This is a genomic window from Nostoc sp. FACHB-888 (genome assembly GCF_014696655.1).
In the GTDB taxonomy this organism is placed as follows: domain Bacteria; phylum Cyanobacteriota; class Cyanobacteriia; order Cyanobacteriales; family Nostocaceae; genus Nostoc.
Genome location: NZ_JACJQM010000002.1, coordinates 182,753 through 196,857 on the forward strand (window position 1 = coordinate 182,753; position 14,105 = coordinate 196,857).

The 14,105-nt window shown below is 40.6% G+C and carries 15 protein-coding genes; 6 read left to right on the forward strand and 9 right to left on the reverse strand.

Translation table 11 applies throughout. The features are described from left to right. Positions 1–353 precede the first annotated feature (353 nt). From H6G26_RS02130 to truB, 3 genes are all read left to right on the forward strand, one after another. The gene (locus H6G26_RS02130; RefSeq protein WP_190727691.1) at positions 354–1,280 is read left to right on the forward strand and encodes a VCBS repeat-containing protein; all 927 of its coding nucleotides are present in this window, start codon (positions 354–356) and stop codon (positions 1,278–1,280) included. A 127-nt stretch (positions 1,281–1,407) separates the two neighbouring features. Continuing rightward, entirely contained in the window at positions 1,408–1,539 is a 132-nt protein-coding gene (locus H6G26_RS43680) for a hypothetical protein (RefSeq protein ID WP_277883753.1), read from the forward strand. A gap of 441 nt (positions 1,540–1,980) precedes the next feature. Further along, complete coding sequence (gene truB, locus H6G26_RS02135) at positions 1,981–2,865, forward strand: tRNA pseudouridine(55) synthase TruB (RefSeq protein ID WP_190727692.1); 885 nt, start codon at positions 1,981–1,983, stop codon at positions 2,863–2,865. Between the two features lie 154 nt (positions 2,866–3,019). Here the strand turns inward: truB and H6G26_RS02140 are convergent, their stop codons facing one another. Next, a complete protein-coding gene (locus tag H6G26_RS02140; RefSeq protein WP_190727693.1) occupies positions 3,020–3,268 on the reverse strand; it encodes a hypothetical protein in 249 nt (82 codons plus the stop codon). Between the two features lie 171 nt (positions 3,269–3,439). On the opposite strand from H6G26_RS02140, the gene H6G26_RS02145 reads away from it, so the two are divergent. Further along, entirely contained in the window at positions 3,440–4,288 is an 849-nt protein-coding gene (locus tag H6G26_RS02145; RefSeq protein WP_190727694.1) for an alpha/beta hydrolase, read from the forward strand. Positions 4,289–4,465: 177 nt separating this feature from the next. On the opposite strand, the gene H6G26_RS02150 is transcribed toward H6G26_RS02145, so the two are convergent. From H6G26_RS02150 to carA, 5 genes are all read right to left on the reverse strand, one after another. Beyond that, a complete protein-coding gene (locus H6G26_RS02150; protein WP_190727695.1) occupies positions 4,466–4,768 on the reverse strand; it encodes a DUF1816 domain-containing protein in 303 nt (100 codons plus the stop codon). An 86-nt stretch (positions 4,769–4,854) separates the two neighbouring features. Next, entirely contained in the window at positions 4,855–5,925 is a 1,071-nt protein-coding gene (rlmB, locus tag H6G26_RS02155; RefSeq protein ID WP_190727696.1) for a 23S rRNA (guanosine(2251)-2'-O)-methyltransferase RlmB, read from the reverse strand. Positions 5,926–6,025: 100 nt separating this feature from the next. Continuing rightward, positions 6,026–6,505, reverse strand: coding sequence for a ribonuclease III domain-containing protein (locus H6G26_RS02160; protein WP_190727697.1), 480 nt, complete (start codon positions 6,503–6,505; stop codon positions 6,026–6,028). A gap of 580 nt (positions 6,506–7,085) precedes the next feature. Then, on the reverse strand, positions 7,086–7,451 hold the full coding sequence (locus tag H6G26_RS02165; RefSeq protein ID WP_190727785.1) for an STAS domain-containing protein: 366 nt from the start codon (positions 7,449–7,451) through the stop codon (positions 7,086–7,088). 177 nt (positions 7,452–7,628) lie between these two features. Next, entirely contained in the window at positions 7,629–8,795 is a 1,167-nt protein-coding gene (carA, locus tag H6G26_RS02170; RefSeq protein WP_190727698.1) for a glutamine-hydrolyzing carbamoyl-phosphate synthase small subunit, read from the reverse strand. A 253-nt stretch (positions 8,796–9,048) separates the two neighbouring features. On the opposite strand from carA, the gene H6G26_RS02175 reads away from it, so the two are divergent. Next, complete coding sequence (locus H6G26_RS02175) at positions 9,049–10,095, forward strand: retropepsin-like aspartic protease (protein WP_190727699.1); 1,047 nt, start codon at positions 9,049–9,051, stop codon at positions 10,093–10,095. Here the strand turns inward: H6G26_RS02175 and trpD are convergent. The 3 genes from trpD to H6G26_RS02190 all read right to left on the reverse strand — a co-directional run bounded on the left by trpD (position 10,025) and on the right by H6G26_RS02190 (position 13,192). Continuing rightward, a complete protein-coding gene (gene trpD, locus H6G26_RS02180; RefSeq protein WP_190727700.1) occupies positions 10,025–11,092 on the reverse strand; it encodes an anthranilate phosphoribosyltransferase in 1,068 nt (355 codons plus the stop codon). The two genes, H6G26_RS02175 and trpD, sit on opposite strands and share 71 nt — an antisense overlap. An 80-nt stretch (positions 11,093–11,172) precedes the next feature. After that, positions 11,173–12,054 (reverse strand): DNA adenine methylase, encoded by an 882-nt coding sequence (locus tag H6G26_RS02185; RefSeq protein ID WP_190727701.1) that lies wholly within the window; start codon positions 12,052–12,054, stop codon positions 11,173–11,175. Between the two features lie 25 nt (positions 12,055–12,079). Further along, positions 12,080–13,192, reverse strand: coding sequence for a hypothetical protein (locus H6G26_RS02190; RefSeq protein WP_190727702.1), 1,113 nt, complete (start codon positions 13,190–13,192; stop codon positions 12,080–12,082). 138 nt (positions 13,193–13,330) lie between these two features. Here H6G26_RS02190 and H6G26_RS02195 point away from each other — a divergent pair, with 138 nt between their 5' ends. Beyond that, positions 13,331–14,059, forward strand: coding sequence for a cytochrome b/b6 domain-containing protein (locus tag H6G26_RS02195; protein ID WP_190727703.1), 729 nt, complete (start codon positions 13,331–13,333; stop codon positions 14,057–14,059). The last annotated feature ends 46 nt before the right edge of the window (positions 14,060–14,105 follow it).

Sequence of the window (14,105 nt, forward strand, 5' to 3'; positions counted from 1 at the left end):
TTCAATAAATGGTCATTACGAATGCAGCGTGTCGCAGACAAATAATCGCATAATCGTCTAGTTTTTGCGATTGCTTGTCTGTGACACGCTGCGCGAACGTCGTTCCTCCTCTGTGCGCCATCGCACAACCTAGAGCTAGATGACGAAACCAAGTACTAGGTAGAATTTTAAGACTTCTGTGTACACTGTAGGATAAGGGGGAGACCGGAATCAAAGTCCTCCTTTTAAAAGGGGATTTATAGGCATCTATGAAGTTTTAAAACAGCATCTTGCTAGTTAGTTAAATGTTTTTAACAGTTTAATAGATTCTTAATAAATTGATTATATAATATTGAAAAGCATAAAGGAACTTTATGGTTAGCATTGTAAAACCAGATTTCGCCGATGATTTTCTAAAAAACACACCGGATGTAGCTGGAGATGATAGTTTACTTAATAATAACCAAGAAAGCCCGGATTTTTCTGGTTTTCTAGACTTCCCAGAGGATGTAACTGAAGATAATAGTTCATTTATTAATAACCAAGAAAGCCCAGATTCTTCTGGTTTTGTAGACCTGCTAGAGGATGTAACTGAAGATAATAGTTCATTGATTAATAACCAAGAAATCCTAGATTCTTCTGGTTTTGTAGACCTGCTAGAGGATGTAACTGAAGATAATAGTTCATTGATTAATAACCAAGAAATCCTAGATTCTTCCGGTTTTGTAGACTTCCCAGAGGATGTAACTGAAGATAATAGTTCATCTAATAGCTTAGTAATCATAAATTTTGTCGGTAGCTTTAGAGATAACACACAGTATGTAACTGGAGATGTTGATCGAGATGGTGATGCTGATTTAATTGAAGTTTCGCAAGATGGAGGACTATTCAAATCCACAACTTGGATTAATGATGGTCTAGGTTCATTTAATAATATAGGAAGCATAGATTTTGTCGGTGACTTTAGAGATAACACACAGTATGTAACTGGAGATGTTGATCGAGATGGTGCTGCTGATTTAATTGAAGTTTGGCAAGATGGAGGACTATTCAAATCCACAACTTGGATTAATGATGGTCTAGGTTCATTTAATATAGGAAGCATAGATTTTGTCGGTGACTTTAGAGATAACACACAGTATGTAACTGAAGATGTTAATCAAGATGGTGCTGCTGATTTAATTGAACTTTGGCAAGATGGAGGAGTATTCAATACCACAAATTGGATTAATGATGGACTAGGTTCATTTAATATAGGAAGTATCGATCCCTTTCTAGGTACACCAATACCTTTGATTTAAGGCATCTCTTCGTTAAGTGAGCAGACGAGCGAGGGAGAACACTTCCCCTGTGCACCCTTGCTCCTCTGGTTGCCTTCTCCTTTGGAGACGCTACGCGAAAACGAGTAAATTTCTTACTCAAAAAGTATTGGGTGACACACAGTATCTAACTGGATATGTTGATCGAGATGGTGATGCTGATTTAATTGAACTTTGGCAAGATGAAGGAGTATTCAATTCCACAAGTTGGATTAATAATGGTCAAAGTTCATTCATTTAATAACAGAGCCATTACTGAAGGTGAGTTCTTATTTCAGGATATTCAGCTTGCAACTATCGAGAATATAGCAATCCTATCTTATTCGCAAACAACGACAGGCACAGATCCCCAACTTATTAAAGAAATCTGGGATCTTTTGTTTGTAAATTATTGCTGAAAAACATCTCCAAAATGGCTATTCTTGATGTCGATATAAAACTTTTATTACTCCTATTTTATTTTTAAAATAACCAATTACTTTTCTAGCTCTCTTCTTTCCAAAATTCTCGGCGTTGTCTGCACTTTTTGTGTATTATTTGGTAAGGCGCTGAGAGCATATTTTGACCCTGATTAATGCGTATAAATTAATGCTTTGTCAAGCATTAACTGCTGAATACTGATGCTTTGAGTATTATATTGATGAGTATTTTATAGAATTTAGAAGCTGTAACTATTGATTTTGTGTTATCTCAAGGTTTTCTCAACTTAAACAAACCATTTGGCTGGACTTCCCACGACTGCGTAGCGCGGATACGAAAATTGTTGCGCCTCAAACGTGTAGGACATGCGGGAACTTTAGATCCAGCTGCTACAGGGGTTTTACCAATCGCCCTTGGTAAAGCCACAAGATTATTGCAATATCTGCCAGAGAACAAAGGTTATAAAGCCACTATTCGGCTGGGTGTGCGTACCACAACCGATGATTTACAAGGCGAAATCATTACTTCTCAACCTTGTGCTGGATTGAGTTTGGCACAGGTGAAAAGTGCATTACCACAATTTGAAGGCAAGATTGAGCAAATACCACCTAGTTACAGTGCAATCCAGGTGGATGGTAAACGTCTCTACGACTTAGCACGCCAAGGGATAGCGGTGGAAGTTCCAGTGCGAACAGTGGAAGTTTTTCAGATAGATATTTTGGACTGGAGAGAAGGAGATTTTCCCGAATTGGATGTTGCGATCGCCTGTGGTTCTGGTACATATATTAGAGCGATCGCTCGTGACTTAGGTGCAATTTTAGAAACTGGTGGCACTCTTGCCGCTTTGATTCGCACCCAAAGCAGTGGTTTCGATTTAACAGATAGTCTCACTTTGACAGACTTAGAAACTCAACTGCAAGCCTATACATTTCAACCGATTTGTCCAGATGCAGCTTTACAACATTTGTCATCTGTTACTTTAGCAGCAGCATCTGCTCAAAAATGGTGTCAAGGTCAGCGAATTTCTCTAACTTTTGATGTTCCTGAAATAGTGCGAGTTTATGATGAAGAGACTCGCTTTTTGGGTATTGGGCAATTACAAGATGAGGTGTTGATTCCGCAAATGGTTTTTGAACCGATTTCTTAAAACTGTAAGAAGTTAAAAGTTTGAAATCAAAAGTGTTAGCTAAAGGCGGTGATAGGCGGTTTCATGCAAAGTTTATTGATGGTGTGTTGCACTTTCTAGGTTTGGTAACAGAACATTAGTGCAGAATAAATATGACAATACTACAATTAAAAAATCATCCACTATGGCGGTATTTGACTGAAATCTTAGAAAACTTCGATGCCACCATGCGTAAGACCATATCCAACAGAGATAGAGGACGATTGGAATTCAGGGCTGATTTATACCCTAGATCATCAAGAAGTTTTTTGAACTCAGGATCGAAGTCATTTTCATTTATAGTTTTTGCGTATTGTTCAATTTGAACATATGTTTCTCGCACTAACTGTTGAGTTTGATTAATTTCGTGGCGTACTTTCAACATTACTTTCGCCGTGCTGTGCTAGCTGTACGACACGATTAAAAAAATAATATAACGAATCACTATGACAGAAAGGCCAAATCGAATTGAGGCAATTTTAGAGCAAACAGCAGAAAGGGCTGAAGCAAATACGACAACGATGCAAGCGATCACTAGACAGGAGAACAACGAGTAATGAGCGATCGCCATCCTACCACTGCTGCACGTCTCAATGTCTACATCCAAGGTCAAGGATTCCCCATTCTGGGCTTACATGGTCATCCTGGTACTGGTCGTAGTCTTTCTGTATTTACCAATCATTTATCAAAACGCTATAAAACTTTTGCCCCTGATTTACGTGGATACGGCAAAAGTCGCTGGAATGGCAATTTTGATATGAATGACCATTTGACTGATTTAGAAGCCCTGCTAGACCGCTTTGAGATTGAAAAGTGTTTAGTATTGGGATGGTCACTTGGGGGCATTCTGGCAATGGAACTGGCATTACGTTTGCCAGAGCGTATTACAGGGCTGATTTTAGTGGCGACAGCCGCAAAACCCCGTGGCAGTCATCCTCCTATCACTTGGCAGGATAATTTATATACTGGCGTTGCTGGCCTACTAAACTATATAAAACCAAGTTGGCAATGGAATATTGAAACTTTTGGTAAGCGATCGCTTTTCCGCTACCTAATTCAACAACATACATCTACCACTTACAACTACATTGCGACTGAAGCAGTACCAGCTTATTTACAAACCTCTCCTGCTGCTACTCGCGCCCTTTCGAGTGCAATTCAATCGGGCTATAACCGACTTCTAGATTTGCAACAAATACAATGTCCTGGTTTAGTACTTGCTGGTGATCAAGACCGCCACATCACATCTGATTCCAGTTTAGAAACTGCTCAACACCTGAACAATTCTCAGTGGCAGTGCTATCCTAACACTGCCCATCTTTTTCCGTGGGAAGTCCCCCAGCAGGTGCTGAATGATATTGACCATTGGCTCGAAGTTCATCCGCAGGTAGTTGGTAGTCAATAGTCGAATATTTTAAAAATTTTGACTATTGACGAAGGAGAAATGGAGAGTGAAGATGTGGTGACGCGGTGAGTGGAAAAGACGCAATAACACAGTAAAAGAATTCTCTCTCAGTGTCTCCGTGTTTTTGCGTCCCTGCATCCTCGCATCCGGTTCATTCTCTGGCCTAACTAACTTAACTTAAATTTGACCGCCAAAGGCAGGCTGTACTTTGCGGTCAAATCTTTCCCCCAAGTCTTCAGCAATTGTTAAGGTGTTAGGTTTGCAACGCTTGACATTTACAGCAATTCCCGTAGCTCCTTCGATCTCCAAATCTTCTATATATCCAATGCTTGACAATCTTGCTTCAGAAGAACTTAGGAATGGCCCGAAGTAGTATGTGCAACGGGGATTTTGTGTCACAATCTCTACCCACCAAGCCAAGCCGAGGGAGTCGAATGTGTTAATTAACACTTCCTTGAGGTTATGCCAAATGGTTTTCATGGTTTTCGCGAGTTTATAAACGTCTACAGGGTGTTAAACGATATGTTGCTTTATTATCTTTTACATTTCTTTATACTCTGTTAGGGTTATTTTTTCAAAGAATTTTTTTGTAATTTATCTAAGTGCAGGGTGTTTAGCGATCGCTGACGGTAAATTTCATAAAGTGTCATACCTGCTGCTACAGAAGCATTGAGGCTAGGAGTCTTACCTTGTAGAGGAATCGATATCAAGAAATCACACGAACGTTGAGTCAACATACCCAGACCTTCACCTTCTGAGCCGATGACCAAAACGATTGGGCCAGTGAAATTCACTGTATGTACGGGTTCGCTACCACTTGCAGCAGTGCCATAAATCCAATACCCAGCTTCTTTTAACTCTTCTAAGGCGCGGCTGAGGTTAACAACTCTAGCTACAGCGAAATTTTCTAAAGCGCCTGCTGCCACTTTCATGACAGTGGAAGTTATCCCAGATGCTCTTCTTTGAGGAATTACCAAACCTTGAGCGCCTATTGCTTCGGCGGTGCGAATAATTGCTCCCAAGTTGTGGGGATCAGTAATTCCGTCAGCTACTACAATTACGGGATCGGTTACAGCTTTTGCCTGTTCAATTAAATCGGGCAATTCGATGTAGGCGTAAGGAGCAACTTGTGCTGCCACACCTTGGTGATTGGCCCCGTTGGTGAGATAGTCTAAGCGCTTAGGTTCAACCTCATCAATAACTGTGCCATTTTCCTTCGCTTGGAGGAGAAAATGGTGAAAGCTGGGATCGTAGCGTAGACGGGTAGTAATCCAGAGACGGTTGAGATTGCGCTGATTTTGCAACGCACTCAATACTGGATGACGACCATAGATGAGATCGTTATCTTCTTCTATGGGTTGTGTAGATACAGGCGGCTGGGAAAAGTTGTTATTTCGTTGGCGGGAGTTGCCAGAGATCGGGTTGCTATCTACTTTTTTGGGATTGCGGGTAGGATTAGCAACATCTATTTTCCTGGGATTGCGAGTGGGATTAGCAACAGAAATCGGGTTGCTATCTACTTTCCTGGGATTGCGAGTAGGATTAGTAATAACACGCTTGCCCTGAATTTTTACGGGTTGCCCACGATTGGGTTCATTAGTAGAAGTCTTGATGATTTTTCTCGGTTTATTCTGCATTTGAGTGATGGATATGATATAGCGTATGGTTGAACATACCGATTACCTGAATTTCTAAAACCTAATCTACTGCTTTACCTATTGTTGTGAAATTGAGTTTTCACCCTTTTTCTACATGAAGCATTTGCAACAGTTCGGTTAGACGCTGGTAATCGGTGAGATATAAGTAGCCTATTAAGGTTTCTAGACTAGTTGCCTGTTGATAAATTTCGGGATTAAGTCGCTTAGGGCGTCCTGTAGCGGCGTTTCTACCCCGTCGGACAATTTCTAATTCGGTGTCCCTTAAATGAGGAACCAGCGATCGCAAATGTAGTGCTTGTGTTTCCGCTCTTACCTGCTCCACTACCAAACGATGGTAAATTCCTGACCGCTGCAATGGCAGCAGATAGAACATTCTAACATACAACTCATAAATTGCATCCCCCAAATATGCTAAAGCAGTAGGAGAAATTTGTTGCACTTGTGAGAGGGAAATCTGTTGGAATGGCGCTGTGGTTGTCAAGAGTGCTTGAGTCCAAGATAAACTCTGTTTAGGAGTTTCGTCTTGTGTATCTAATAGCTCTTCCTCCTGTGACTTCACAATAAATCATTCCTTGACGGGCTACATTTGGCAGGCATTTTTTGCAAAGACTGATTTTTCTGAAGTAAGCCATAATACCATACTTAGCATAATCAATACTATCAGAAATACTTACTAATTCTATCTTTTTGATTGAGAGTTGGCATTTTACATTATCCTAATGTCAACGCCTATAAATCAAATTGCGCTTACTTGTGGTCTGTGTCTAAGATGGTGTAAAATCATGACATCAAACTCACCTGTTACTTGATCGCCTTGCCAATGCTTACTTGGTAAGCGACAATTTTTAACTATACAGTTACAGCATCAAGTCAAGTTTACCCATAAAGAAATCTGCTGACTTTGTGTTTCTTACAAATTTCTTAGACTTGATTGTTTATCTGATATTCTAGCCGACAATTACAGACCCAAGAATTGGGTGTCTATATTTTTGTTATTGGTCAACTTTAAACATAATAGCTTAACTGGCTTTGTGCCTCTCCCACAAGGAGAGAGGTTTTCTGCCAGAAGTTTTAAAAATTAAGCTATCCGATGTTGAATCTGGATAGCCGAATTGGTCTCTCGGTTCAAGCAATCAAGACTACTTGACGTTTTCTAGAGCTTCTTCAACTGATTTTTGCAGGGAGAGAAACTTTTCTAGGCGAACAAGCTTGACCGTTTGAGTTACCCGGGCATTCGTGACAATTTGCAAAGTGCCTTCAGCAGTTTGAGCCTGCTTGGCTAGCTGCACCAAAGCACCCAAGCCAGAGCTATCAATAAAGTCGATTTGTGAGAGATCCAAAATAATATGCTTAGGGCCCTCGTCAATCTTACTGCCAAGTACCTTGCGAAATGTCGGCTCAGAAAAGGCATCTAACAAACCTGTGAGGCGGAATAGCTGACAGTTATCCCGGACTTCACGAGTGCCCCTCAGGCTAACGGTTAGATTCAGTGGCTCAGCAATAATTCCCTCCTCATGAGTTAAAGTGAACGCTCAAGTATAGATGGTTTTTGAGCAAGTTGTCTACAATCTACTGGGGCATTGGGCATTGGGCATTGGGCATTGGGCATTGGGCATTGAAAAACTCTTTCCTAGTCCCAAGTTAGTTCCCATGTTTCATACCCTATTCCCCATTCCCTATTTTTACCTTACTTCGGCTGTTGCGGCTTGACGTGCTGTTCGCATGACTTGAACAAATTGCTCAAATAAGTAATCAGCATCGTGAGGGCCAGGACTTGCTTCTGGGTGATATTGTACAGAGAATACAGGTAGAGATTTGTGACGTACCCCGGCAACGGTGCGATCGTTCAAGTTCAAGTGACTGATTTCCACAACTGCCGTAGGTAAAGAATCTGGGTCTATAGCAAAACTATGGTTTTGGCTGGTAATTTCTATCCGTTGTTGTAAACCGGCTGGCTGATTTAAACCACGATGACCAAATTTGAGTTTATAGGTTTCTGCCCCTAGTGCATGACCTAAAATTTGGTGTCCCATACAAATACCAAAGATGGGCTTTTCACTTAACAGAAGCGCTTTGGCAGTTGCAATCCCTTCTGTGACGGCAGCAGGGTCGCCAGGCCCATTTGAAAGAAACACACCATCTGGATTGTAATTGAGGATTTCTTCTGGTGGCGTATCAGCAGGCACAACAATTACCCGACAACCATAACTTGTTAAGCGACGCAAAATATTACGTTTTACGCCAAAGTCAAGGGCAACAACGGTAAAGGGTTCTCCAAGATTTTCCGCAGTTTCAGAGTTGAATTCCCAAGCTGGAATTGTGGGATCTGACCATTCATAAGCATTTGGGGTGGTGACTTCCCGAACCAGATTCAATCCCGCCATGTTGGGAGCCGCCTGTACCAGCTCTAGCAATTCCGCTTCATCGAGGATGGTTGTGGAAATGCCTCCGTTCATGGCTCCAAACATCCGAATTTTGCGGGTGAGGGCGCGGGTATCAATGCCGTATATCCCTGGTACTTGGTTTTGTTTAAGGTAGTCTGGTAAGGATTGTGTTGATCGCCAGTTACTCGGTCGGTGACAAATATTCCGAGCGATCGCACCCCGAATTTGGGGCGCATTTGATTCCTCATCTTCAGGATTAACGCCAGTATTTCCTAATTCAGGATAGGTAAAAATGACAATTTGACCGCAGTAACTGGGATCGGTTAGTACTTCTTGGTAGCCGGTCATGCCAGTGTTGAACACCACTTCTCCGATCGCGGTTCCCGTAGCACCAAAAGACCAACCGCGATAAGTGGTTCCGTCTGCCAGGACAAGTAAAGCTGGTATTGCGTCAGTCAGGGGCATAGTAAATTGGGGAGTGGGGATTGGGGATTGGGGATTGGGTACTGGGGATTTGGAAGAAAATAGTATTTTTAATCTTTATTTCCTATTCCCTAGTCTCTATTCCCCAGCCCCTATTCCCCATTCACAAATACTGCGATTGTTAATTATCCCATGAGTTGAGCAATTGGGAGTTTTTAGAATAGTTAATTAAAATTAAAAGGGAATTAAATTAGCGGGAGTGGCTTTGGCAAAGCTTGGGTGGTTAAAATTAATTATGCTTCAGTCTTTTTTATCCCGTGCAACCCTAATTTTTCTATCAAGCGCTCTAGCGGTTTTGTGTGTTGCCTGTAGTGAAGACCAACGAAACACGGCGACTGGTGGCAATGAGCAACCCGCACCAATTGGGGATCAGGCATCAGTACAGCCTGCCGTCGAACCAGCAACACCAGCAGTTACCTCTACTCCAGAACCACAGTCGCTAGAGCCGTCTGACAGTGAACCAAGTCTTTTTGAGATGGGACTAGACAAAGCGGTTGGCGCTTGGAGCATCAGCCGATCTGCTCAATCTCCAGGTGATTGGATTTTGGTAGCGAATCAGTACCAGGATGCGATCGCGCTGATGCAAAGAGTCCGGCGGCAAAGCCCAGAGTTTGCGATCGCTCAAACCAAAATCACTGAATATCGTCGCCAAATCAAATATGCTCAACAACAAGCTGCTCCTCGCCCTGTGCGCCTTGCCGAACCGAAGAGGGTAGTAGTTGCAGTTCCCCAGACACCAATCACACCAAAGTATACCTTGCCTCCAGAAGAAACAAAACCGTTATCAATAAAGCCAGCTTTGCCGTCATCAGCAGTAGTGATTCCAGCTCAAGAAGTGTTTACAGCACCAATTAAAAGGCGAATTGGTGGAACGCCAATTGTCGAAGTTACTTTTAATGGGCAGCAACAATTTGAGATGATTGTGGATACGGGAGCCAGTGGCACTGTAATTACCCAAGAGATGGCAAATACCTTGGGAATAGTGCCCGTAGGGAAAGCTAAGGCAAATACCGCTAGTGCAAGAGCTGTAGAATTTCCTGTGGGCTATGTCAATTCGATGGCAGCTGGCGGGGTAATAGTAAATAGAGTAGCAGTAGCGATCGCAGGTGCGGAACTAGAAACTGGACTTCTGGGACATGACTTTTTTGGCAATTACGATGTCACCATTAAACGTAATGTAGTAGAATTTCGTCCGCAACTGCGATCGCAATTCAATTCCCCAGAAACTCAACTAACTGCTCCAACTTCGTCCAAGCAGCCCCACTTTGTAGAATATCCTTAGCGATTTTAATCCCTTGGGCGTGATCTAGGAGTGCGATCGTACCTGCTACTTGCAGCGCCAACGATGCATTCAACGCTACTGCATCTTGTTGCGCCTGAGTTCCCTTACCTTGGAGTACCGCCTTCAGAATCACCGCATTCTCTTGGACATCACCACCCCGAAGCATACCTATAGAAGCAGGTGTTAGATCCAAATCTAGGGGATTAATGGTAGTTAACTGCACTTCTCCGTCTGATAACACCGCCAAGTCAGTTAAATCTCCCAACCCAGCCTCATCAAGTTTTTCTCGTCCGTGCAGCACAATCGCCTTTTCCTTGCCCAAATTCTGTAAAGCTTCGGCAACAGTTGCCAAAAGCTTAGGAGTAAATAAGCCCACTACCTGCCCAGTTGGACGCAAGGGATTTACTAACGGCCCAAGCAAATTAAAAATTGTTCGCACTTTCAAAGTCCGCCGTAATGAGGCAACCGCCTTGAGTGCTGGATGCCAACCAGGGGCAAACAAGAAAGTGATCCCTACTTCTTGTAGTGCGGCTTGCACCTTTTCACTAGAGGCACTCAAGTTTACACCCAAGGCTTCCAATACATCTGCGCTCCCCGTGAGACTTGACGCTGAACGATTGCCGTGTTTGGCGACAGGTATACCAGATGCTGCGGCAACAAATGCAACGGCTGTAGAAATATTAAAGGTTGATGATCCATCTCCACCAGTGCCACAGGTATCTATTACAGTGCTGAATTCTAAGTGCTGAGTGCTGAGTGGTGAACATTGGGATTGTAATACTTCAGCCATACCAGTCAACTCGTCGGCAGAAATGCCTCTAAAGTTCAGCGCTGTTAAAATAGCCCCTGATAACTCTGGGGGAACCGCTTCACTGAGCCAACCTTGCATTAATTCAGCAGCTTGAGTACGGGACAAGGATTGGCCATCTATTAATTGTTGCAGCAGGACATACCAGCTAGCAGAGGATTCTTGAGCAAGGATTGGAGAAGTTATCATAGCTAAGGTTTGTATGTTGTAGCTATATTGAGAGCTATGGGGTTATCCTACCGGAAAATTGGAAGCTATAAAAGTTAAGTTTAAATCTCAAGGCTTAATTGCCAAGCTGGATTAGCAAGATTCTGAACTTGTGATTTTTTCTTCAAATCAAGTTTAACTTCGTAGTTTGTAATGAATAACTCTTTTCCTTTAGCTGCACTACTCTGCTTATAGTTATTCATCCCATACTGTAATTCCCACTCTGAAATATTAGCCCATTGAAAATTGTCTCGAATGTGCAGTGAGTCGTCGTAGGTAATTAGCCAGCGATGATGACATTGTTGCAAAAGGTTAGCAAACCTCTGATGTTCAAAATAAGTGTGCAAGTCACCATATTTACCGTATAGTTTTGATTTTGTAGCGCTAAAATATGGCGGATCTAAAAATAAAAATACATCTTCCCCTTCTGATTTTAATAGGTGGCTGTAATCCAAATTACTAATTTGGACATTTTCTGATAAAATATTTTCTAACTTTTCTAGCCGTTCTATTGAAGAATCAGTAAATCTTTTATCGAAAGCTTGTTCAGAAAAACCGCCTGATTCTACAGTTCCTGAAAAAGTAATTCTATTGAGGACGAAAAACCGAACTGCTCTTTCTAAATCAGATAAATTATTAATATCTACACTAGTTAATTCTATAAAGAGTAATTTACCATCTGTATGTTTAACTTTAATATGTCGAATTTCTTTAACTAATTGAGTTATATCAGACTGGGCAACCTTCCAGAATAAGAAGAGTTCGCGGTTTAAATCGTTAATCCAAATCTTGATATTAGGGAACTTTTGTTTTAAGTAAATAAATACAGAACCACCACCTACAAAAGGTTCTCTAAATTCAGAAAAGTTCTCTGGCAAGTATTTAACTATTTGATTTATTGCTTTTGACTTACCACCAGGATATCGGAGAGGACTTTTGATCATAACCAAAAATTATAAGGTTGAAAAATTACTGGATACTTCTATTTGAAGTTTCTAAAGCCAATTTTTTAATAATTATTTTTTGATTTGTATTAAAATTTTTAATATTAACTTCTAAAAAATATTTGAGTTCTTCTAGTGATGCATCTGGAAAGACAATAGAACCAATAATATTGTTACCTGTAAGTTTGAGCTTTGTAGCAAATAATACTTTCTGCCCATTCAATACTAAAGAATCTAAATTAGAAAATAAAATTAGCTTGAATAAACCATCTTGAATATCAGGAAGCTTTGGCAAAGATGCTGTTGAAGTATTTTTTGACTCTTGTATAATATATATGTTGTTCTCGAATATTATCTCATTAGGAGTCAAATAGTAAATTCCGCCAAGATAGTTTTCAATACTAAAAGTTGCTTTTAATCCATCCACTAAATATTCTAGCTTATGAGAAGTCAGCGCTTCTCTCTTACTAGCATTCTGAGAACCTTTAAGAGAAATATTCTTAAATTCCTCAAACTCTTCTCTGATCTTATGTAAATATTTATCTAATCCTTCTCGTGAGTGAATTATTACTCCAGTTTGATGAAAAATAGAATCATAAGAATCTAGAGCTTTTTCAAAAGTTTGTGTAAATCTTTCTTCAAATAAATTATTATTCCAATGAAGTGCGCTTTGGCGATATGCTAATATTTCACTAATTTGAAATTTAACAAAATCATTAGCAAATTTTTGATTACTCAATTTATTCTTATTAATTTGCCCTTTTTTAATACTTTTTTTTGCTGTTTCGTAATAAGCAAGTACTATATAGATATTAAGCAAATTCATCCAAGAAATTGTAGAGTATTGAATTTTATCTATATCTCCATCTTTGCCCTCATCTTTAATCACCGGAATAATAGTTATAACTTTCGAGGAATTATATGTATTATAAATTCTGGCAAATGGATAACTTCTGGTTCTCTTAGGTGATACCCATTTTGAATAAGCAATTTCAGTTGTAGGTGATTTGATTAATCCATAACCCCTTTCTTTATTTACATCAAATACATCTAAATTAATCCTACTTAAATTATCATCCAAGTAAGTTTTATAAATCACTCCTTTGATAAATCCTGTAAAATGGAGAACTTCTGCCATATATTCAAATTTTTATTAATATTTGTCTTTGCCATAGTTCAGTATTGGCTATTAAAGCATAGAAATAACGCAAGAACCGAGTTAATTTCCTCCTGAATGCTTACAATTTTCTGAAATAAGCTACTTAGGATTATTGTTATGCCCCGTTCTGTACCCTATCAACCTTTATTATTGCGAATTCTTCACGGCTTAAGTGGAATTTTAGTTATCGCAGCAATTATTACCGGATTTTTAGTTTACAACACTTACGATCGCCGATTTGGTAAAATACCATTTCCTCAAATTGGGGATATTCAGGGCATTCACGGCACTTTTGCATTATTTTTCTTGCTTATTCTCCCTGCTTTTGCCCTCTATAGCTTTCATGCTGCACAAAAGCGCCTGCTTCAATCTGATTCTTTGCAGCAACTAACCCAGGTTGGCAAGCCGATTTGGTGGGTTAGCTTGCAACGTCTGGTAAATACTCTTATGCTCATTGCTGCTGTTTTGGCTGTGAACTCTGGCAGGATGATGAAGGAAGAATGGCTTCCAGCAGGGCAGCTACATCATATTTGGTACTCCTTCCACCTTTGCACCTGGGTTGTGATGGTAGGCTGTGTGGCGATTCATGTTTTGATGTCTACCAAGGTGGGTGGTGCACCGTTGTTACTCTCAATGTTTTCGTGGAAGTTTCGCCCAGAAGATAGCCCTGCTAAATGGTCTAGTCGTTTCCGTACTTGGTTAACTAGCTTACAAACGAACTTTGGTGCGGAAATGAATAATTTTATACAAAATAATTTTTATGTCAGAATTATTGAGGTGATTGTGCTTGGTGGAATTTTGACAGCGTTTATCTTACCTGTATTTTTTCCCGGTAGTGAGTCATAGGTAATTGGCTGTTAGGGCACAGCCTGCCAATCGGCAGAGATAAATC